This is a genomic window from Paenibacillus sp. FSL R5-192, assembly GCF_000517845.1.
In the GTDB taxonomy this organism is placed as follows: domain Bacteria; phylum Bacillota; class Bacilli; order Paenibacillales; family Paenibacillaceae; genus Paenibacillus; species Paenibacillus amylolyticus.
Genome location: NZ_ASPR01000002.1, coordinates 116,783 through 138,578, shown reverse-complemented (window position 1 = coordinate 138,578; position 21,796 = coordinate 116,783). Strand labels below are relative to the sequence as shown.

14 protein-coding genes are annotated in these 21,796 nt (G+C 45.0%); all 14 read left to right on the top strand.

The annotated features are described in order from the left end of the window. Positions 1-83: 83 nt before the first annotated feature. Positions 84-371 (top strand): sporulation transcriptional regulator SpoIIID, encoded by a 288-nt coding sequence (gene spoIIID, locus C161_RS00680; protein WP_024632710.1) that lies wholly within the window; start codon positions 84-86, stop codon positions 369-371. Positions 372-590: 219 nt separating this feature from the next. Beyond that, on the top strand, positions 591-1,589 hold the full coding sequence (locus C161_RS00675; RefSeq protein WP_036612542.1) for a rod shape-determining protein: 999 nt from the start codon (positions 591-593) through the stop codon (positions 1,587-1,589). Positions 1,590-1,691: 102 nt separating this feature from the next. Next, entirely contained in the window at positions 1,692-2,576 is an 885-nt protein-coding gene (locus tag C161_RS00670) for a flagellar hook-basal body protein (protein ID WP_036667764.1), read from the top strand. A 641-nt stretch (positions 2,577-3,217) separates the two neighbouring features. Continuing rightward, the gene (locus C161_RS00665; RefSeq protein ID WP_036612538.1) at positions 3,218-4,057 is read left to right on the top strand and encodes a flagellar hook-basal body protein; all 840 of its coding nucleotides are present in this window, start codon (positions 3,218-3,220) and stop codon (positions 4,055-4,057) included. 12 nt (positions 4,058-4,069) lie between these two features. Further along, positions 4,070-4,294 (top strand): DNA-directed RNA polymerase subunit beta, encoded by a 225-nt coding sequence (locus tag C161_RS00660; protein WP_017691949.1) that lies wholly within the window; start codon positions 4,070-4,072, stop codon positions 4,292-4,294. A 484-nt stretch (positions 4,295-4,778) separates the two neighbouring features. After that, a complete protein-coding gene (gene fabZ, locus C161_RS00655; protein WP_036613058.1) occupies positions 4,779-5,210 on the top strand; it encodes a 3-hydroxyacyl-ACP dehydratase FabZ in 432 nt (143 codons plus the stop codon). Positions 5,211-5,321: 111 nt separating this feature from the next. After that, positions 5,322-7,043: a phospho-sugar mutase gene (locus C161_RS00650; RefSeq protein ID WP_036667763.1), complete on the top strand. Its 1,722-nt coding sequence runs from the start codon at positions 5,322-5,324 to the stop codon at positions 7,041-7,043. Between the two features lie 410 nt (positions 7,044-7,453). Then, positions 7,454-9,475 (top strand): DUF5693 family protein, encoded by a 2,022-nt coding sequence (locus tag C161_RS00645; RefSeq protein WP_017691953.1) that lies wholly within the window; start codon positions 7,454-7,456, stop codon positions 9,473-9,475. Next, positions 9,451-10,632 carry a polysaccharide pyruvyl transferase CsaB gene (gene csaB / locus C161_RS00640; RefSeq protein WP_036612527.1) on the top strand — a complete coding sequence of 394 codons (1,182 nt, stop codon included), beginning with the start codon at positions 9,451-9,453 and terminating at the stop codon, positions 10,630-10,632. Before C161_RS00645 ends, csaB begins: the two co-directional genes overlap by 25 nt. 7 nt (positions 10,633-10,639) lie before the next feature. Next, positions 10,640-11,401, top strand: a complete 762-nt coding sequence (locus C161_RS00635) for a WecB/TagA/CpsF family glycosyltransferase (RefSeq protein WP_036612525.1) — start codon at positions 10,640-10,642, stop codon at positions 11,399-11,401. Positions 11,402-11,818: 417 nt separating this feature from the next. Continuing rightward, positions 11,819-12,946: a glycosyltransferase family 4 protein gene (locus C161_RS00630; RefSeq protein WP_036667762.1), complete on the top strand. Its 1,128-nt coding sequence runs from the start codon at positions 11,819-11,821 to the stop codon at positions 12,944-12,946. Positions 12,947-13,110: 164 nt separating this feature from the next. Next, positions 13,111-17,004, top strand: a complete 3,894-nt coding sequence (locus tag C161_RS00625) for an S-layer homology domain-containing protein (RefSeq protein ID WP_036667760.1) — start codon at positions 13,111-13,113, stop codon at positions 17,002-17,004. 205 nt (positions 17,005-17,209) lie between these two features. Further along, positions 17,210-17,551 (top strand): hypothetical protein, encoded by a 342-nt coding sequence (locus tag C161_RS00620; RefSeq protein ID WP_036612519.1) that lies wholly within the window; start codon positions 17,210-17,212, stop codon positions 17,549-17,551. 518 nt (positions 17,552-18,069) lie between these two features. Continuing rightward, positions 18,070-21,609 (top strand): S-layer homology domain-containing protein, encoded by a 3,540-nt coding sequence (locus C161_RS31285; RefSeq protein ID WP_051449519.1) that lies wholly within the window; start codon positions 18,070-18,072, stop codon positions 21,607-21,609. The last annotated feature ends 187 nt before the right edge of the window (positions 21,610-21,796 follow it).

The window sequence follows — 21,796 nt, the reverse complement described above, 5'->3', positions numbered from 1 at the left end:
TTGTCACACCTCTAAACCGCGAATATATAGGCATGCTCCTCATATAATGTACCAAACTATCCACACAGTAGGGAGGCGGGAGCGTGCACGATTACATCAAGGAACGGACCATCAAAATTGGTCGCTGCATTGTTGAGACGAGGAATACGGTCCGTACCATAGCCAAAGAATTCGGCGTGTCAAAGAGTACTGTGCATAAGGATCTGACGGAGCGTCTGCCGGAAATCAACCCTGATCTTGCTGACCAGGTGAAACACATTTTGGAGTATCACAAGTCCATCCGCCATTTGCGGGGCGGTGAAGCGACCAAAATTAAATACAAAAAAACGAGTGGCAAGAAACGTGAGGTGTTGGCTTCCGCCAAATCGTAAGCATCTTCACAAAGACGTAGGCCAAAAAGCTCACACATGCATTGAATCCCTCCCCTGAAGTATGATATGTTAAATGCTGGTACAGGATCGAATTATGACATCTTATCAGCCCGATTTTTACATATATATGTTGCACTTTGTCGAACGAGCGGTGACGTGATAAGGGACTCTTTTTCACAGGATACGCTGACCAAATAATATCACTTTGGGGGCTCTTTTATGTTTAGCAAGGATATCGGTATTGATCTTGGCACGGCCAACGTGCTTATTCACGTGAAAGGAAGTGGGGTTGTCCTCGATGAACCTTCCGTCGTGACCATTGAAAGAGATACGAAGCGTGTCCTTGCTGTTGGGGAAGAAGCGCGTCGTATGGTGGGGCGTACTCCAGGTAACATTGTTGCCATTAGACCGCTGCGTGACGGCGTTATTGCGGACTTCGAGATTACAGAAGCGATGCTCAGACATTTCATTAATCGTGTGGGTGCAAGAAGCTGGTACAGCCACCCTCGGATTTTGATTTGTGCACCAACGAACATTACTTCCGTGGAGCAGAAGGCCATCCGTGAGGCGGCAGAACGCAGCGGTGCCAAAGAAGTGTTTCTGGAAGAAGAGCCGAAAGCGGCAGCGATCGGTGCGGGAATGGATATTTTTCAGCCGAGCGGCAATATGGTCGTGGATATCGGCGGCGGTACGACTGACGTTGCAGTCCTTTCTATGGGCGACGTGGTCACCGCCTCTTCTATTAAAGTCGCAGGGGACAAGTTCGACGAAGCCATTATCAAGTTTATCAAAGCCAAGTACAAGCTCATGATCGGTGAACGGACCGCTGAAGATATCAAAATTGCGATTGGTACCGTACATCCGGGTGGACATCAAACGGAGATGGACATTCGCGGACGCGATATGGTATCCGGCCTTCCTGTTACCGTAACGATATCGGGAAATGAAGTACAGGAAGCACTTTGGGATTCCGTGCAATCCATCATCGTGGCAGCCAAATCGGTATTGGAACGTACACCGCCTGAATTGTCAGCGGACATTATCGACCGTGGTGTTGTATTGACTGGCGGAGGTGCGTTGCTGAACGGACTGGACGAGCTTTTGTCCAATGAATTGCATGTACCGGTATGGGTTGCGGAAGATCCGATGCACTGTGTCGTGAAGGGGACAGGCATAATGCTTAATAATTTGGATCAGGTGGTTAAGAAAAAGTTCTAATCTGCCGATATAAATAGCAAAGGTTCGCCATGCTCGGAAAGCAGAACGGACAAGCAGCCAACCTGTGATGCAGGTCAAGCGCTTGAGGAGAGGGGTTAATTCATGTTAAGAGGTCTGTACACCGCTACTGCGGGAATGATTACGCAACAACGCCGCCATGACACAGCAACACAGAATATCGTAAATATGAACACCACGGGATACAAACAGGTGAACAGCGTAAGCCGTTCCTTCCCGGAAATGCTCATTACTTTGGTAGGCGGAGATGCAAATCTTCCAACAAAGCGGCTGGGCAAGCTGAACACGGGGGTGTTCGCGGAAGAGAGTTTGTCCATGAATTTGCAGGGGACCATTATGGAGACTGGGCAGAAAAATGATTTTTCCATTTTATCCAATATGACGGTCAATGATCCGCAGACTGGACAACCTGTCCCGTTTGACGCATCAGGCAAATTTGTACGGGCCGACGGCACGGTGACTTACCAGCCTCAGGCGTATTTTACAGTTCAGGATGCAGAAGGTAACACCGGATATACACGCGATGGTCACTTCGAGATCACTGGAACGGGACAATTGCTGAGTTCAACAGGTTCACAAGTGTTGGATAATAATGGACAACCTGTAGTGTTGACAGGTTCTGTGGAGCAATTTAAAGTGGATGAGCAAGGCCGTTTGGTAGATGCAGCAACGGGTGCACCAACAGGGGTTACTCTTGGCATTAGTGTCATTGACCAGCCGAATCAACTGGTTCGTCAAGGTAATGGCAATTTCAGTCTCAGCGATGCAAACGGGGCAACGTCCCGGATGATGGCTGCCGGTGATAATGTGCAGATCCGTCAGGGATACCTGGAAGGTTCCAATGTGGATGCCTCACAGGCAACGGTTGATATGAACGCCGCATTCCGTGCGTATGAAGCAAACCAGAAGATCGTACAATTCTACGACCGCAGTCTGGATAAAGCCGTCAATGAAGTCGGGCGTGTATAACGCCGACGTTTAAATATAACCGCGCAGCGGAGAGCCAAACGCCCTTTGCGCAGCAAAGCAGAGAGGCTCACGCGAAGCGCAAACCAAACGCAACCGAGCTATGCGAGGATTGCGTGGCAATACCTGAGCGCAGCGACGGTCACGACAGCCCTTTGCGGAGCAAAGTAGGGAGAGACCTCGCGGAGCGCAAGAGCCTAGACGCAGCCGAGCCTATGCGAGGATTGCGTGGCAGTACCTGAGCGCAGCGACGGTCTCGACAGCCCTTTGCGAAGCAAAGCAAGGAAGAGACCCCGCGGAGCGCAAGAGCCTAGACGCAACCGAGCCTATGCGAGGAATGCGTGGCAGTACCTGAGCGCAGCGATGGTCTCGACAGCCCTTTGCGAAGCAAAGCAAGGAAGAGACCACGCGTAGCTACACGCCGCATAAAGAGCGTGCCGTGCTATGATTCAGCCATGTGAAACTATGGCGGGAATCATAGCACGGCAGTCGCGGCGCACATACACCACCGCCACTTAGCAAGATCGTACCCCACTTACCTAATCCGCCTGTTTCGGGAGTCCAGAGGGCAGCGCCATCTGGGGCCCTCCCTACTAGGGAGGGTTTGGGAGGGTGGACAGGACACAAGGGAGGGTATACCACCAATGAATAATTCCATGATTAGTGCCAAGGTTTCCATGACTGCCATACAGCAGCGTCTGGATGTCATTTCCGATAATATTGCCAACGTGAATACGGCAGGCTATAAGAGCAAGCAGGCGGCATTCGAGGATGTGCTGACCCGGGTTCAACAACAACCGGACAAGTACAAACTGGATGGACGTTCCACACCGATGGGATATAACCTCGGTTTCGGTGCTCGCTTGGCAGATGTAACGAAGGATATGTCTCAAGGCCCCATGAACGAGACTGGCCTTCCGACCGATCTGGCCATTGAGGGAAATGCGATGTTTGCAGTTGAAGCGAATGGGGAGAAAATGTGGACACGTCAGGGTGCATTTCATTTTGTACCTGATACAAGACCTAAGCCTACTCCGAATTCACCTGATATGATGGTGATGGTCAATGGCGAAGGCCACTTTGCCCTGGATCGTCAAGGCAATCGTATTACGGCACCAAATAATAGCAAAGTTGCTTTTGATGAAAATGGCAACCTGTTAATCCGACGCGGTAATGCGGCAAACGCAACCATTGGAGCACAGCTGCAAGTGGTAGACATTGAACGTCCTGAGGGGCTGGTGCAGTTTGCGGATAACCTGTTTGGTCTGGATGCGGGATTAACCGAAGATGATGTATTTGGCGCTAATGCAGCTACACGTCAAGCAGCGGCCTTGATCCGTCCAGGATTTCTGGAGCAATCCAATGTTGATCTGACACAGGAGATGTCTTTGCTTATGCAAGGACAGCGGACATATCAGCTGGCGGCAAAGGCGCTAACTTCAAGTGATTCCATGTTGGGTCTTGCCAACAATATGAGAGCGTAAAAGGTGAATGTGATGACAGAAACACAGCAGCAGAACAGTAAGCCGGAGAAAAAGGAAGTCAAGAAGAAGAAGAGTGGATGGCGCATCGCAAGATGGTTCCTGGTTCCGGTCCTGCTTGTTCTTGCCCTCGCTGGCGGAATGGTAGCTGGATATGTGGTACTGGGCAAACAAGATATCGGTTCCGTATGGCAATGGAGTACATGGGAACATGTATATAATCTGGTATTCGCTCCATAATGTAACGAGTTAAGCGAAAACTCCTGCGCAGGCAGGAGTTTTCTTTTTGACGTTGAAAACAGTATAATGATGGATGACGTTTGACGTCACAAAAGAGGCCTCCCCTGCGAAAGACATTCGTCATCGCGAAGAGAGACCCCTTATCTTAACCTTCACTACTGCAGTCATGAAGGATATAACTAGTGTTAACCGAAAATATGCTTTCCATACAAAATTTAAATTAAAAACCTTTTATATGAGCTTCGACTTGATCATGTGGGGGTTGACCTTGCAGCACCGAAGTAAGTGGAGGGAACGGAATCGTTCAGAAGAAGCGAAGCGCTCGCCTTTGTCACCGAATTTTGACCTCTCTGAGGTTGATCAAAAAAATTCGGAGACAACAGCGATCAGAGGGACGATCCGTAACCGTAACGACCACCGTAACGCTAAGAGTCAATCCATGATGAAGAACGCTCATATAAACATCCCGAGAGGAGATTACACTGTGCTCGATATCAAACAGATTCAAGAAATCATCCCGCACCGCCCCCCGTTTCTGCTGGTGGACAAGATTCTAGAGATTGAGGATGGCAAACGTGCCGTTGGTTTGAAAAACGTAACCATTAACGAACCTTTCTTCATTGGTCATTTCCCAGAGTATCCGGTAATGCCGGGTGTACTGATTACAGAAGCGCTGGCGCAAGTTGGTGCAGTAGCCATTCTGAATTTGGAAGGCAACAAAGGAAAAATCGGCTTTTTGGCGGGACTGGACAACTTCCGATTCCGTGGACAAGTTGTGCCCGGAGATACGTTGATTCTGGAAGTGGAGATTACACGTCTGAAGGGTTCTATTGGTAAAGGTAAAGCAACTGCCCGAGTGAACGACAAAGTGGTCGCTGAAGGCGAGATCATGTTTGCACTGTCTGACCCAAGCTGATTACATATGTGAGCATTTACATCATGCAGGAACGTAGTCGGGCCGAATGATGCAAGATGCTGAAGTAACTCAGCACACCTGAATTTATATAGACGGAAGGGGTTTATCGGAATGGAACAGTTAAGCACAGCAGCAGCAGAGACGTTGCAGCAATGGTTGGAGGATGCTTCGATTGATGAAGCAACGAAACAGGAGCTTCGTGACTTGCAGGATCAGCCGAAAGAGCTGGAGGAACGTTTTTACAGAAACCTGGAGTTTGGTACAGGTGGATTGCGCGGAGTCATTGGTGCCGGAAGCAACCGGATGAACCGCTACACCGTAGGTCGGGCAACGCAAGGATTTGCGCGTTATTTGCTTGAGCAGCATGGTGACCAAGAAGGCAAACCTTCTGTTGTCATTGCTCATGATTCCCGTCATTTCTCACCTGAATTCACACTGGATGCTGCGCTTGTACTGGCTGGGAACGGCATTGTAGCCAAGCTGTTCCCATCCCTGCGTTCAACTCCTGAGTTGTCATTCGCGGTGCGTCATCAGAAGGCAACTGGCGGAATTGTTGTAACAGCGAGCCATAACCCACCGGAATATAACGGCTACAAAGTCTACAATCATGAGGGCGGTCAATTGGTACCGGATGAAGCGGAAAAAGTCATTCAGTACATCCAAGAAGTGCCTTCCCTTGCTGACGTGAAGAAACTGACGCAAGAAGAAGCAGAAGCTCAAGGGCTCCTGATCTGGTTGGGTGAAGACCAAGATCAAGCGTTTGTGGATACCGTAGCAAGCCGCAGTCTGAGCCGCGAACTGATTCAATCTGGCATAGGCCGTGATTTCAAAATCGTTTACACACCGCTGCACGGAACAGGCAACATCCCTGTACGTCGCGTGCTGGAGCAGATCGGATTCGAGCAAGTGCACATTGTGGCTGAACAAGAACAGCCAGATGCTGAGTTCTCTACCGTGAAATCCCCTAACCCGGAAGAACGCGAAGCGTTTACGCTTGCAATGAAGCTGGGAGAATCCGTAGGCGCTGACATTCTGATCGGAACAGATCCGGATGCAGACCGTATGGGTGCTGTCGTGAAAGACAACGATGGCAAATATTTCGTCTTGTCTGGTAACCAGTCTGGTGCGATTATGGTACATTACCTGCTCAGTCGCCTGCAAGAGACAGGTACACTGCCAAGCAACGGTGCGGTTGTCAAAACAATCGTAACAAGTGAGATGGGTGCTGTCATTGCTGAACATTACGGTGCAGAAGTGATGAACACACTGACAGGCTTCAAATATATCGGTGAAAAAATGAACCATTTCGAAGCAACAGGCAGTCATACATTCTTGTTCGGATATGAAGAGAGTTATGGCTACCTTTCAGGCAACTATGCCCGTGACAAGGATGCTGTCCTTGCCTCGATGCTGATTGCTGAAGCAGCTGCGTATTATAAGAGCCAAGGCAAGACGTTGTATGATGTCTTGCAAGAGCTCTACAACCAATTCGGATATTTCTTGGAGAAGCTGGAGTCCCGTACGCTGAAAGGCAAAGACGGCGTAGCTCAGATTCAAGCCAAAATGACGGACTGGCGTTCCAATCCGCCACAAGAAGTAGCGGGAATTGCGGTACAAGATGTGCTGGACTATTCCCTTGGTCTGGACGGTCTTCCGAAGGAGAACGTACTGAAGTTCATTTTGGCAGATGGTTCATGGTTCTGCTTGCGCCCTTCAGGAACAGAACCGAAGATCAAAGTATACTTCGCCGTGCGTGGAGAGAATTTGGAAGATGCGGAAAGCCGGATCGAGCGTCTGGTGACTACAGTGATGTCGCGTGTAGACGCACAATAATACGAATGCAACAATGAGCAAGAACATGAGAAGGCCTCTCCGCACCGTAAGGTTGGTTGGCGGAGGGGTTTTTCTTTGAAATAATATTACAGATGGATCTATATAAATTGAACTGAACATTTACACGAGAACGTAGAGGGCAGAAATAACCTGAAGAAGTGAAACGTTCGCCTTTATCACCAGATTTTCACCTTTATTAAAAGTGAATCAAAAAAATCGGGGGATAACAGCGATCGGAGGTTGTTCTGCCATCGAAGTGGCGAGTGTAAATAATGCTTTAGTTCAATCTATATAGCATATAAGAGGGCTTGTTGACACAAGCTGTTTGTAACCTATTGTATAAATGTTAAATGAACGAATTACTTGAGCTGAACGTGCATTTGGTTCCAACACTTGAGGAGGTACATGTAGTGCGTCAAAAATGGCTTTATTGGAATAACGCTTCTCGGAAGTGGTTGTGGCTCGTCGTTATTATCGGTCTGGTCGCGTCCATCCCTGTCATCAGTGATCGGGTGCAGACAGAATCTTCTGCCAAAAAGGTGGAACTTGTTTTCAACTATCGAGGACTGCTGGATATCTCAGCGTATCAGGCACATCCGCAAGATTTCATGAATGAACAATTGACTCGTCTAAAAGACGCAGGCGTAACAACGATGGCTGTGTTCGAAAGTACATTGGACGAGCTGAGAAAGACACGCCGACTAATGGTATATAACGGCCAGGATCTCGCGAACCTGACTAAAGATGTGATCCCTTCTAATGCAAATTACACGTATGTGTTATTTACATCGGAGGAAAACGCACAGACGTATACCCCTATTATTGAACAAACGTTCGCTGATCGGCAGATTCCGGTAGTACCATGGGAATATGAAGGTCGTAGCGGCTTAATATTGCAGACTCCTCCGGAGAATGCCAACATGCAGCCTTTGCAGCCCGATCCGGTTGCCGTGAAGATGCTGCGTGATAAAGGTTTCTACATTTTGCCGCGGATCTCGGACAGTGTGCCATACAGCCAGGAATCGATGGAGCGCTTGCTTACCTTCTTCGAAGAGAATGGCGTAAAGCGTATCTTGTTTGATGGTGATGCTGTGAAAGGGTACAATGATAATGCAGACATGAAAAGTCTCGACCAATTCGCACAGTTGCTGAACAAGCACAATATTGGTCTTGCAGCCATCGAGAACTTGAAGAAACCGCAATCTGGATTCCAGACCCTTGCGTATAAAACGGATTACAACGTTACGCGTCTGTACTCGCTTAGTGATGGCGATGCCAATCTGGACGTAGACACGATTGCTGACCGTTTTGTTCTCGCAACCAAGGATCGCAACATTCGTATGCTCTATATGAATGCATCACCAAGCCGGAATACAGCAAAGGCCATGATTACAGATCCAATTGAGAATCTGATCAACAGCCTGGGTGAGCCGGGTCATGCCGTAGAACGCATGGCGAAGCATGGATTCGAGTTAGGACAAGCTGAGGCATTTACAGTTAAGGATTCTTCGATTCAGCGTTATGCCAAACTGGTTGCTCTTGTTGGTGCAATTGCGATGATTGCACTTATGGTTTCTTATTTCATCCCACTACTGACCTTGATCGCATTTGTGGTTGCTTTGGTGGGTAGTGCAGGATTGTTCCTCTTGAAACCAACGCTGCTGGAGCAAGGAATTGCCTTGCTTGTGGCAATCGCCGCGCCGACCATAGCGATGGTGCTGGCCGTTCGTACAGTGAACTATCAGCAACAGCGTCAACCCGACGCATCTGCGGGTCGTCGTTTGAAACAAACGTTGGTGTTATATGTAAGAACTTCGATTCTGTCATTCCTGGCGGTACCTTTTGTCATCGCGTTGCTTAACAGCATTACGTACAGTCTGGTCATTAACCAGTTCCGCGGCGTGAGTCTGTTGCACTTTGCACCTATGGCACTGGTAGCGATCTATATTGTGTTTTATCGTGGCTCGGGTTCATTCTCTATTAAGAAAATTAAAGAAATGCTTCGTATGCCAATTAATGTGTTAATGGTTGTTTTGGCGCTTGTTGCTGCCGTTGTTGGGTACTATTACTTGAGCCGTACAGGCAACTCGGGTTCAGTAACACCATTAGAGATGTTCCTTCGTACCACGTTGGAAGATACGTTCGGTGTACGTCCGAGATTCAAAGAATTTATGCTGGGACACCCGCTGTTTATCGTCGGCGTGTTCGCCGCTTTAAAATATCGTAAAGTCATCTTTGTGCTCATTATTGCAGCGATTGGACAGTTGTCCATGGTGGATACGTTCGCGCATATCCATACGCCGGCTGTATTGTCACTCATTCGTGGAGTGATGGGATTGGGACTTGGCTTAATCTTCGGTATCATTGCTGTGGGTGTGTGGCAAGTAGCGGAAGGATGTTGGAAAAAATGGTCACCACTTCTCAAAAGTTAGTCATCTCGGGGTATTACGGATTCCGCAATAGCGGAGACGAAGCGGTGCTAAAGTCGATTTTGACAGCGCTGGAAGAGGAAAGCCAAAGGTCGAACATAACGATTGAACCTATTGTTCTCTCGGGTGATCCCGAGTCGACAACCGCCATGTACGGTGTGCGCTCCGTGCATCGTATGAAATTGAAGGAAGTCCGTGAAGCACTCAAGGAGAGCGACGGGTTAATCAGTGGCGGGGGAAGTCTATTACAGGATGCAACTGGACTGAAATCCATTCCTTATTATCTGGGTGTAATCAAGCTGGCCCAGTGGCTGAAAAAACCAACGTTTATCTATGCACAGGGGATTGGCCCTGTGAATCGTAAAATTTTTAATCCGATGATCAAATCAGTCTTCAAGACCTGCACCTATGTATCCGTTCGGGATGAACAATCTGCAGACTACCTGCGTGGGCTCGGGTTACAGTGGAATCAGATCCATGTTGTACCCGACCCCGTAATGGGTTTGCCATTACCTGAAACAAAAGTTGAGAGGGGCGCAGGTGCTGTCTCAGCAAATGCTGCTACTCAAGCTAATCGAGTGGAACCTTCAACTGGAGGACATACCAAGCTTCCTGTGATCGGCGTATCGGTACGTTTCTGGGAGTCAGACCGGAAGGAACTTACGGCTATTGCCGCCGGATTGAAAAAGCTGTGCTCCAAAAGAGCCGTGCACTTGCGTTTTCTACCATTTCATCTGCCAGTGGATGAACAGGCATCACGATTCCTTATGGAAATGCTAGGTGATGTGACCAGCAAAGGCAGCGAGATTAGCATCACAGAAGATCTGACCGACCCTCAGCTTATGCTGGAGGAAGTCAGCAAGTGTGATCTTGTCATCGGTATGCGTCTGCACAGTCTGATCTATGCGGCTTCGCAATATGTGCCTCCGGTGGGTATCTCGTATGATCCGAAAATTGATCAATTCCTGCTTCGTCTGGACAGTGAACCAGCAGGCAATACGGATACACTCGATGGGAACAAACTCGCTAAGACTGTTGTTGGACTGCTGGATCAACGTTCACAGTGGTTGAAGGAACATGAAGAAGGCATCACCCAACTGAAGCAGGAAGCCAGAGTGCCTGCACAGCAGATTATTAACTATTTAGGCCGCAAAGGATGAGATAAAGATGAGTCAGACCGGATCAATACCTACCGTTTCGATCTACGGCATTCCTTTTTCCAAACTGACGATGAAAGAAACGGTAAAGGTTCTCCAGGAAGCTGTGCTATCCAAGCAGACACCACATCAGGTCATTACAGCCAATCCAATTATGGTTATGGCCGCATTGGAAAATCCCGCAATCATGGAAGTCATGCAAGCTGCGGAATTGATTGTTCCTGATGGAACAGGTGTCGTATGGGCTGCAAACTATTGTGGAGATCCTGTAGCTGAGCGAGTGCCGGGTTTTGAGCTTTTACATGAATTGCTGCGTGTTGGAGAAAACTATCGATGGGGCGTATATCTGCTTGGTTCCACCCCTGAGGTGATTCAAGAAACGGCAGTTCGGTTACAACAGCAATATCCGGCGATTCGAATTGTGGGTTATCGCGACGGTTATTTTGGTCCGGCTGAGGATGAACAGGTCATCGCTTCTATTCGGGAAGCGGCACCTGATCTGTTGTTTGTAGCACGTGGGGCGGACACCCAAGAACCGTGGATTCACAAGCACAAAGATGCACTACAGGTTCCTGTAACCATGGGCGTTGGCGGCAGCTTTGATGTGATTTCGGGCAAAACCAAACGTGCGCCTATGCTGTTCCAAAAGTTAAGACTGGAGTGGTTCTATCGCTTATTGCGTGAACCAAGCCGGGCTGGACGGATGCTTGCGCTTCCGAAATTCGCTGTTAAGGTGATACGTGACAAAGAAAACGTGACGAAAGTCCGTTAAAAACAGGTAATTGCGAGATAAATGCGTGTTTTTGCTAGAAATTGAGGATGGCTTTTCGGGTGTGATGAGCGTATAATTCATTCCGGATTACATGTGTGCCACTCCATGAAAAACGGAAGTTGTTGCATACGGCCACTTCGATGTCAGAATAACCTTTTGATCGCTGTTATCTCTGGATTTCTTTTATCCACCTTTACAAGGTTGAAATCCCGCGATAGCATATGCTTACGATGTAGCTTTCTTTCAGAAAGCTTGTAGGCGAACGCTTCGCTTCTACAGGTTATTTCTGCCCTCTCCGTTCTGGTGCAAATTGCATTTTTCATCAAAAGTGACTAACAAATAATTTTTTATATATAAAAAGAGATCAGGGGATTTATAATTTCGTACAGGTATTATAATTGGGGGTCGAATGTTCAAATGGTAGCGATCTTTATCATTGGATTTATCGTGTCAATGGGACTGGCTCTTGCCCTGACACCACTTGTCAAAAAGTTCGCAGTCCGCATTGGCGCAATGGATACGCCGAATGCACGTAAAGTACACACACGGATCATGCCACGTCTTGGTGGTCTGGGGATATTCCTGGCCTTTATTATTACAGTTGCTGCATTGCTTCCGTTTGTATCGGCATGGTTCACGACTCGGGATATGAGTTTTGTCAGCGCGTTTCTGATTGGCGGAACAATTATCGTGCTGATCGGCGCACTCGATGATCGGTTTGAACTGTCAGCCAAAGTGAAGTTGCTTGGTCAGATCGTTGCTGCTTCTGTCGTTGTATTTGGATTTAATATCCGGGTAGATTTCGTTAACATTCCGTTTCAGGATTCCTACTCTTCACTCGAAGCTTGGGTATCTATTCCGCTGACGATCTTCTGGATCGTTGGTGTAACCAATGCGATTAACCTGATTGATGGTCTGGATGGTCTGGCTGCCGGTGTATCTGGTATTGCAATTGGTACCATTGCCGTGATGTCCTTCCTGATGGGTAACATGATGATTGCCTTGATGTGTCTTGTATTGCTGGGTAGTATTATCGGATTCCTATTCTTCAACTTCCACCCGGCCAAGATCTTCATGGGGGATACCGGATCACTATTCCTTGGTTTCTCTCTGGCGATGCTGTCCATGCTGGGATTCAAACAAATTGCTATCGTGTCCTTTATTACACCGCTGATCATTATCGGTGTGCCGCTCTCGGATACCTTCTTCGCGATTATCCGTCGTGCGGTACAGCGGAAACCGATTTTCGCACCGGACAAAGGTCACCTGCATCACTGCTTGCGTGAACTTGGATTCAGTCACCGTCAGACGGTGCTGATCATATACGGAATTGCCGCGTTCTTCGGAGTTCTGGCGATTATCCAATCTTCCGCTGCCATGTTTGAAGCGAACTGGGTAACATTTGTGGTCATCTGTATCATGATGTTCTTCCTCCAGGTGGGAGCAGAAGTCATCGGGCTTGTTAGCAAAACGAGAAGACCGGTTATTAACTTCCTGATGCGCATGCGCGTCAAGCTGAATCCGGAGACCCGTTCGAAATCATAAATAGATAAATGTAATGGTTATAGCTATTCTTGAATATTATTCCAGACCCAACCTTATCCCTTGTGGATAAGGTTTTTTGTTTATTTTGAGATTTTTACTAAATAATTGGATCTTTTTGCCGATATATAAAGGTAACTGACTTAAAAGAGGAGAGATGATATTTAATGCTGCGTATGAAAAAGCCAATTGTTTGGCTAATGCTGATAGCGCTGGTAGTAACTCTGATTCCTGCTGGCTATGCACCAGTTGCATCGGCGGCGGGACAGACAAGTTACTTTACTCCTGACAATGCTGGGAATGTCCAATTGAAAGATACAGTAGGACTGAAGTTGAGCGGAAACAGTGCCAATGCGGATGTGTTGTCTCGTACATCAGCTTTTGTTGTTACAGGAAAGGAACAGGTTTTAACAGGAACATTCACGAATGTTACAGGTTCAACACTCGGTGTGAATGTTCAGCTGATGAATCTCAAAGGTGACACTTGGACTCCTGATAGTACACGTGTTGCACCAGGGGTAGTAACTGTTGATCCTAATCGACCGGATAATCGGTTTAGATCAACCATTACACTGTTCCCAGGGATGAATAAAATTACGTTTACAGGTTCCCAAGGACCAAGTGAACGCTCTGAGAGTTTTTATATTTTATACGATTCCGTCCCATACATTGAGAAGTTGCAAGTCCTTGGTGGAGCGGATAACCTCAACTTGAATGAGGGATCTCAGGTTGTGGTTAACACCGGCGAAGTTACAATTCAAGGTGTTGCGCAGAACTCATCCAAAGTAACGATATCGTTGAATGGTGGCTCGGAGCTGCCTACATCACTATTGCAGGATGGTACATTCTTCTCTCCGGTACTGACACTAAAATCAGGTGAGAATACCCTAAGAATGACGATTGAGAGTGGCGTCGATAAGAAAGTATTTAATTATTCTTTGTTATATTATGATGAAACAAAACCATTCACTCAGTTGGATTTAATTGAAGGTGCAAACGGGCTGCCGCAGAGTATGCTTTCATCAGCTAGACCAACCTATGGAGGCACTCCTGCTAGTGCCAATGTGAAAGCACAGTTATTGCTTCCGGGAGCTGATGTTACTGAAATTCCGGTCATTGATGTCGATGGAAATGGGAACACGGGTGTAAGTAATGTAAATGTGGAACATATCCCTAGCGTGGGACAAAACACACCGGCTTATGTCCTAATTTCCTTTGATATTAACCCGATCACATTCAACGGAGCTCCTGACCGATTACAGAATCATAGTCTATCGGTAGACTATGGGGCTAAAAAAGTTACAACAAGTATGAATTTTGAATATGTACAAGATGCAGTTGTAATTACAGGATTGAAGTATCTTAGAGACTACAATGGGTCTGGTACTGTTCCAGATGGAATACCTCTTGATGGTGCCAGTGTGAGTGGATCGAACTTTTATATTTTAGTGGAGACTAGCAGAGCACCGAGTGATCCAAAAACTTTGGTTGCGGACTATCTGCCTAGAGGAACAAGCACAATTATCGTGAACCATGTAGGTCCGCTTAGTGCAACAGATACTACAAAAAATATTTACGAGATTAAAGGGTTCAAAACGGGAAATCAAGTTGTTCAATTTAAGTATTCCGGATCGACCACAGGTCGGAATGCAACGATTTCATTCGCTTCAAAGAGCTTTATCTCTGTAGAAAATCTTACTGATGGTCAAACTCATGATTTGAAAGACAATGCCACAGGAGTTTCAATCCTGGGTCAGTACATTGGATTTGATACGCTTAGCAGTCCATATTTTGTAGCTGAAATTTTTGCCAACGGTACAAAAGCATATTCTACTGAGGGTAGCGGAAATACGGATTTCCCACGCAAGTTGAACCTGGGGGCAGATGGAACAATTAATAACGTGATCATTCCTATTGGAGAACCCGATGGCTTGTTATTTTTCGGTGAGAACCGAATTGTGCTGACAGGAACAACTAAGGATGAGAACGGACAACTTAAAGAGGTATCTAAGGAACTTCGAATCTATATTAATGATAATAATATTTCGAACATTCGAAACTTCCAACCTGCAATTACGAAAGGTCGACCAGAATTTATTGAACCATTAGACCAGGATGCACAATGGGTCAAAGATGCGTTCAATATGTCACCAGAGTTTGTGTATGCTGATAATAAAATCACCACCAGCTTGAAGAACTTTGATATTGTCATTCGCGGAGCAGGTGCGACACGGATGAGTTTGAGCATGGGGACTCAGAAGATATTCGATCAGGATATTCCAGATGGAAACACGGCAAGTTGGGACAATGCCAAGATTGATCCTCAGTATGCACTGGATAATGGTACTGTTACAGTTGACAGAGCAGGTCGCCAACAGGACTTTGTTATTCGTCTGCGTAATCTCAAAATGGATACACCAGGAACGTATATCTATACACTAGACCTCTTCAATCGGACGGGAGCGAAGACCAGTCAGAAACTTGAAATTGTTAAAGAAGTAACTGGATACCGTATTTTATCACCTAAACCGACTTCAGGTGATCGTGTAGTTGTAAATAAGAACTTTGTTCATTTTGACATCGAAGCAGAAGGTGCAACAGGGGTTATCATTGATAAAGAACCTGCACAGAAGCTGCAAGGTGTAGAGACAGATCGCTTTGTCCTGGATTATGTAGGGTTGAAGCCGGACAAATCTAATAAAATTAAACTAACCATTAACCGTGATGGTGTAACAACCACCGACACTATTGATGTATTCTACACAACAAGTCCAGGTATAGATTCCCAATACATGGCTCCGAAAGTAGCTAATAAGTATTCAGCCTTTAATAAAAAGCTGGAATTGAGTTTCCCGAAAGGTACAGTTATGGAAAGTACTGATATTCGCGGAATCAAGAAATTTTATCCAGACAATAAACTTCTCTTTGGTATCGCAGATCCCAATAATGGTATTGTAGAGCGTCGCAATGATTATGGTACTGTCATGGGCGTAGGTGCAGAGAGAGGTGAGGGTGACCCAGTCAACTTCGATGTACAAGAAGAATACTTCAGAAGATTTTCTGCCATTGTAGGAGATACATTGAACTTCAGTCCAATTTCTGATATTTATTGGGTCAGCGGTGGTCTGGGCGAATATGGTTCAAGAGATTCAACAACGTATAAAGCGCCGACGAATGGTATCGGACCGTATACACCTGACGCTCTATACGGAGATGTTAAGGTACCAGCGGAGCGTACAATCAAGCCTTCACAGCGTGGAACATTGACACTGACCTATGATTCAAATGTAGTAGATGATGCTGGAACGACTATTTCCGTCTTCTATTACACACCAGGACGCGAGTGGAAACGAATTGGTGGAGAAGTGGATTCCAAGAAACACACAGTTACTGTGCCATTTGATCAGTTCGGATATTATAAAGTCATGAAATTAAGAAGAAGTTACAACGACATCACGAATCATGGATGGGCTAGAAATATTCTGAATGCACTGTATGCCAAAGGTTTCATGCAACCGATTCGTTTCGAACAATTCGGAACAGATGATCGTGCATCCCGTGGCGAATTTGCTACCATTCTCGTGAAAGGATTGAACTTGCCGATTACTTCGGATAATAAACCTACATTTACAGATGTAGGCGCAGGGACAAGTTCATTTACGTGGGACTATGCAAGTATTGAAACGGCAGCCAGAGCAGGTATTGTATCAGGACTTACGGACGGAAACTTTGGTCCAGATCAACCTCTTACACGTGAGCAAGCAGCTGTAATGATCGCAAGAGCTCTTGAGTTAAAGTTAGCAAGCAATGATAGTAAGTTAACTAGTGCATTGGCCAAATCCTTTATTGACTCAGGAAGCATGGAAGCTTATTCAAGACCAGCGATACAAGCGGTTACGAAGGCTAAAATTATGGAGGGATCTCCAGTCACAGTAGCAGGTCAGAGCAAGCAACAGTTTGCATTCAACCCGAAAGGAAATCTGACACGTGCAGAAGCGGGTAAAATTGCAGTAGAATTGCTCAAGAAGAGCACCAAAGTTTTCCCTAAAACCTTGAGTTAATTCATTTGATACATCGATGCAATTTAGGAAGGACCTGTCCCTTACTCTAAAGGGGCAGGTCCTTTTCATGGCTGTCAATGAATTGACATAGAGTACTTTTATAATAGAAGAAACAGAATTTTTACCAATAACTATTTTTGTAATTTGCTAGAGTTTAAGATACAATAACGGTAAATACACAATGATCTAGAGGGTGAAGTTAGCTATGAAACCGATTTATTCGAAAGCCCAGTTGGGCTACATGAAGGCAAAGACACAGTTTGAGAAGCAGGCAGTCATTCTGGAGAAAAAGTTGGAAGATACACGCAAGACTCAGGAGATCTCTCAGGAAGTTATGGAAGGGCTTGTACAGTCCACTGGCTTCCATGATGCGTATAACAATCTGGTTCTGGCTGAGAATGAGTTGATTGAATGGTCTCACACGACGATGAAGCATGAGAAAACGTACCGTGAGAACAGACAACCAATTGACGATATGTATCTGAGATTGAACAGTGATCCGAATATGCGTGCTCAAATTATTGAACTCGCGATGAAGATTAAATAACTTATATTTCCAGAACTGCAGGAAAAGCATCCCAATAGGGGTGCTTTTTTATTTTATTTTTTGTGAATTTTGTCGCTTCATAGGTTGAAGTTGCGGGTATAAATAAACGTTGGTAGCACAGACAAACCAGAGATCACCATTCCAGATTCACTGCTGTATCAACGGTTTGAAAAGGTTTTGAATGGCTTCAATACCCGCACTGGACCTATACATAAAAAAAATCAAAACTTTTTTTGTGCAATCCGCAACTTTTTGAAATCTACTGCGTTTAAAGTGTAGAGTCGAAAACATTGGGCCTGTTACCAAGAATGACCTCGTGAAGAATCTTGTCTATTTTTTAGAAAAAATTGCTTTACGGCACGAGAGACCCATTGTATAATACGTAAGGTAGGATTAGGAAACTACTCTATTTACGTGTGATTCTGCTTTATTAACTAGTTTACAAGTTTCTGTGATATGCTCACAGACATCATTTATATTAACTTGCTCACAACTCTGGAAAGGGGGTGCAACAATATATGAGGAATACGAGCGACCCTATTAAAGAAAATTCAAATGTTATGAACGCCCAAGGAGGAGAAAAAAAGGTTATGAAGAAAATTTTATCCGTAGCATTGTCTACAGCAATGGCATTCTCAATGTTTGCATCTGTAGCATTCGGTGACACAGCAGTTTCCCCGCAACAACAGTTTGATGCATTGAAAGCAAAAGGTATCTTCAACGGTTATCCGGATGGTACAGCAGGTCTTGACAAAGACATGACTCGCGCTGAGTTTGCAAAAGTTATCACTAAATTGCTGGGTCTGAAAGAGATCACTGGAACTCTTTCTTACACTGACAAAAACTACACAGCTAAAAACTGGGCTGTACCTTACATCGAAGCAGTAACTGCTGCTGGTATCATGGAAGGTAAAAACGTTGAGAAGAAAATCTTCGACTTCAACGGTAAAGTGACTGTGTCCGAGATGGCTACAATCCTGACTCGTGCATTGGATCTTGAAATCCCAGCTGAAACAAACAACACTGCTCCAGCTTGGGCTAAAGGTTATGTTCAAGCAGCAATCAACGCTGGTTTGGTTGATGCAAACACTAACTTCACAGCTAACGCTTCCCGTGAATTGCTTGTAGGCGCTGCTTACGCAATTGACGAAGCACAAAGCTTGAAAGTAACTTCTTACACAGTAACTGAAGGTGGAAAAGTTGTTGAATTCAAAATCAGCGACGGCGAAACTGTAAAAGTTACTTTGGATAAAGCTCTTGAAGCTAACAAAGAAACTGAAGTGAAATTTACTTACAAAGAAAAATCTTTCACTGAAAAAGTTACTTATGTTGTAGAAGCTGCAACTAAAGTACAATCCGCTTCTTCTGTTAACTTGAAAGAAGTTGACGTTGCTTTTGACGGTAAAGTAGACAAAGCTACTGCAACTGACAAAAACAACTACAGCATCGATTCCAACTCTAAAGGGATCAAATCGATCACTTTGTTGGAAGACGGTAAAACAGCGCGTCTCTTGCTGAATGAATCCAGCAAATTCGTACAAGGAACAACTTACAAAGTTGTTGCTAAAAACGTGAAATCTTCTACTGGTACAGTATTGCCACAAGGTGAAGTTTCCTTCACATCTGCTGACAATGTTCTGCCTACAGTAGCAGAAGTTAAAGCTCTGGGAACTAAAGTTATCAAAGTAACTTTCTCTGAGCCAGTTGTAGCTCCAACAAGCAGCAACTTCCAATTGGATGACAAAGCTTTTGTTGGTTCTGTAACTCAAGGTGCTAACCAACGTGAAGTAATCCTTCGTGATTACACTGGTTCGATCTCTGAAGGTGCTCACAAGTTGACAACTTCTTTGGTTGAAGACTTCGCTGGTTTGAAATCTTTGGCTGCAACAACTGACTTCACAGTAGCTGTTGATACTGAAGGTCCTAAAGTGACTGAAATCTCCGCTACTCTTGAAAAAGTAACTGTTACTTTCGATGAAGAAATCGATCCAGCTTCTGTAACTAACGACAGCTTCTACTGGAAGTCTGGCGATACTAAGAAAACTGGTACAGTAACTCAAGTTGCTTCTAACGTATATGAAGTTCAATTCACACAAGCTAACCGTCTGCCAGGATATGAGTCCACTTTGTTTGTAGAAGTTAAAGACTACTCCGGTAACGTTAATGCTGTGAAAGAACACAAAATCAATGCAACTGTTGACTTGGTTCGTCCACAAGTAGTTGAAACTACATTTGGAGATCGTACTAACACATTGACAGTTCGTTTTGACAAAGCTGTAAGTGCAGCTGATAAAAAATACTTCACTATTAAAAAAGGTGACGATGTCATCCCAGTAAACAGTGTAGTAGCAGCTGATTCTTCCAACAAAATCTTCTATGTTACTTTCTTTAACACACTTGCAACTGGCACTTATAACTTGAAAGTTGCTGATGTTCAAGACACTACAGCGTTGAGAAACACATTGGTAGAATTCAATGGTACATTCGTAGCTAATGATACTGCGAACCCTTCCATCTCTTCTACAGATTACAATGAGTCTGCTCGCAAAGTAACATTGAACTTCGGTCGCGAAATGGACTTGGCAACTGTTAACACTAAAGGTAACTACTACATTAACTTCGAGAAAAACGGTGCTAATGCTCAAAACATCGCTCTTCCAACTGAAGTTAGCGTAAACGCAGTTAACGGTGGTAAATCCGTAGTACTTCAGTTCCCTGAGTTCATCGATGGAACTAAAGTTACATTCGGACCGAACGGATCCGTTAAAGGTGTAGTAGCAACTGGATTGAAATCTAAAACAGGTCAAGTAGTATCCTTGGATGCTTCTAGCTTGAAAGATGCTGCTGCTAACCAATTGAAATGGACTAACGCTGTACAAAAAGATGCTAAAACTTTCGAGTTGACATTCAACCAAGTAGTTGCATCTGCAAATGTTAGCGACTTCCAAATTGATGGTAAGTACCCAGCTTCCGTTAGCATTGATGAGAACAAAGTAACATTGAAAACTGCTGATGAAGTAGCAGGTCAAACTCTTGTAACTCTGTTTGCTAATAACTCTGTTGAGACATACTCAAACAACAAACTTAACTTGTCTTCTAATGCTTCAATGACAGTTAACAATGCTGTAGCTCCTCGTGTAACTGAAGTTTCTACTAGAGCAGTAGTTGCTGGAGGACAAGAATTTACAATTACATTTACAAACAGCGTAGGATTTATTGCTAACACTTCACAAGATGCTATTGCAAATGATATCATTGTTAAAGATTTGTCTGTAACAAATACTCCAGCATTGACTCCAGTTGCTGATTATGAAGTTACAGATGTTACTGGTAACACAGTAAAAGTATTGTTGACAAAAACATCTTCACTTGACAAGCCGATTTCTGTTCAAGTAAAAGATGCTAAGTATCTTGTAGCTGCAACTACAACTACTAAAGCTGTTGATTCCAGCGTTTACACTGTTACAGCTCCATCTGCAAGTGTAACAAACCCAATTGCAACTGGAACTGCAATTACAGCTCCTAAAGCTGCAATTGTTGCATCAGCTGATGTTGCAGGTATTAAACTGGCTGCAAACACTGCAGGTGCAAATGGTAACAACATTGCTGATGTTGTTGTCACTAGAACCAATGGTGGAACTGATAAAGTAGTAATTTCTAATAACGGTGCTACGATTACTATTAATGAAGATGCTACAAAAGCAGATGTGATTACAGCTATTAATGAAACTAGCTTGCCATACAAAGCTGAGGCAGGTACTTCTGCAGACGCACTTCCAGCTAATGGTAATGCTGTTACTTATGAATTTGCTAATGGTGCAAATGCTGAAGCTGGTAAACTTACAGTTTCGCTGAGCCAACCTGTAACTTCACTTGTTAATAATCAAGTAACTATCACTACAGCTGGTGTTGCTAAAACTTACACTGCTAGCCTAGTGACTAGTACTTCGATTGAAGTTAACATTGGTAATGATGATGTTGCTGGTGATCAATTTGCTGCTACTGTAGTTCACAACAACAAAAATGTTGCTGTAAACACAACAATCAGCACTAACTAATATTTTTGAAGGAAGGACCAGAGGATTTATTCTCTGGTCCTTTTTTATTTATATTCCGTTGTAATAAGTGAGCTTTACTTGCAGACATCGTTATCTTCATTTGTGCTTATTTGTGCAAGATTGATGAAGAAAAAAAGTGCAACCTAAGTTCTAGAGATTAAACATTGGCATCAAAACTAGTTTCTTA

Bases quoted from the DNA above. Each gene is read 5' to 3' on its own strand.
- C161_RS00635 (WP_036612525.1), top strand. From the start codon at position 10,640: ATGAGTCAGACCGGATCAATACCTACCGTTTCGATCTACGGCATTCCT.
- C161_RS00670 (WP_036667764.1), top strand. From the start codon at position 1,692: ATGTTAAGAGGTCTGTACACCGCTACTGCGGGAATGATTACGCAACAA.
- C161_RS00660 (WP_017691949.1), top strand. From the start codon at position 4,070: ATGACAGAAACACAGCAGCAGAACAGTAAGCCGGAGAAAAAGGAAGTC.
- C161_RS00675 (WP_036612542.1), top strand. From the start codon at position 591: ATGTTTAGCAAGGATATCGGTATTGATCTTGGCACGGCCAACGTGCTT.
- csaB (WP_036612527.1), top strand. From the start codon at position 9,451: ATGGTCACCACTTCTCAAAAGTTAGTCATCTCGGGGTATTACGGATTC.
- C161_RS31285 (WP_051449519.1), top strand. From the start codon at position 18,070: ATGAGGAATACGAGCGACCCTATTAAAGAAAATTCAAATGTTATGAAC.
- C161_RS00625 (WP_036667760.1), top strand. From the start codon at position 13,111: ATGCTGCGTATGAAAAAGCCAATTGTTTGGCTAATGCTGATAGCGCTG.
- C161_RS00630 (WP_036667762.1), top strand. From the start codon at position 11,819: ATGGTAGCGATCTTTATCATTGGATTTATCGTGTCAATGGGACTGGCT.
- C161_RS00665 (WP_036612538.1), top strand. From the start codon at position 3,218: ATGAATAATTCCATGATTAGTGCCAAGGTTTCCATGACTGCCATACAG.
- C161_RS00650 (WP_036667763.1), top strand. From the start codon at position 5,322: ATGGAACAGTTAAGCACAGCAGCAGCAGAGACGTTGCAGCAATGGTTG.
- C161_RS00620 (WP_036612519.1), top strand. From the start codon at position 17,210: ATGAAACCGATTTATTCGAAAGCCCAGTTGGGCTACATGAAGGCAAAG.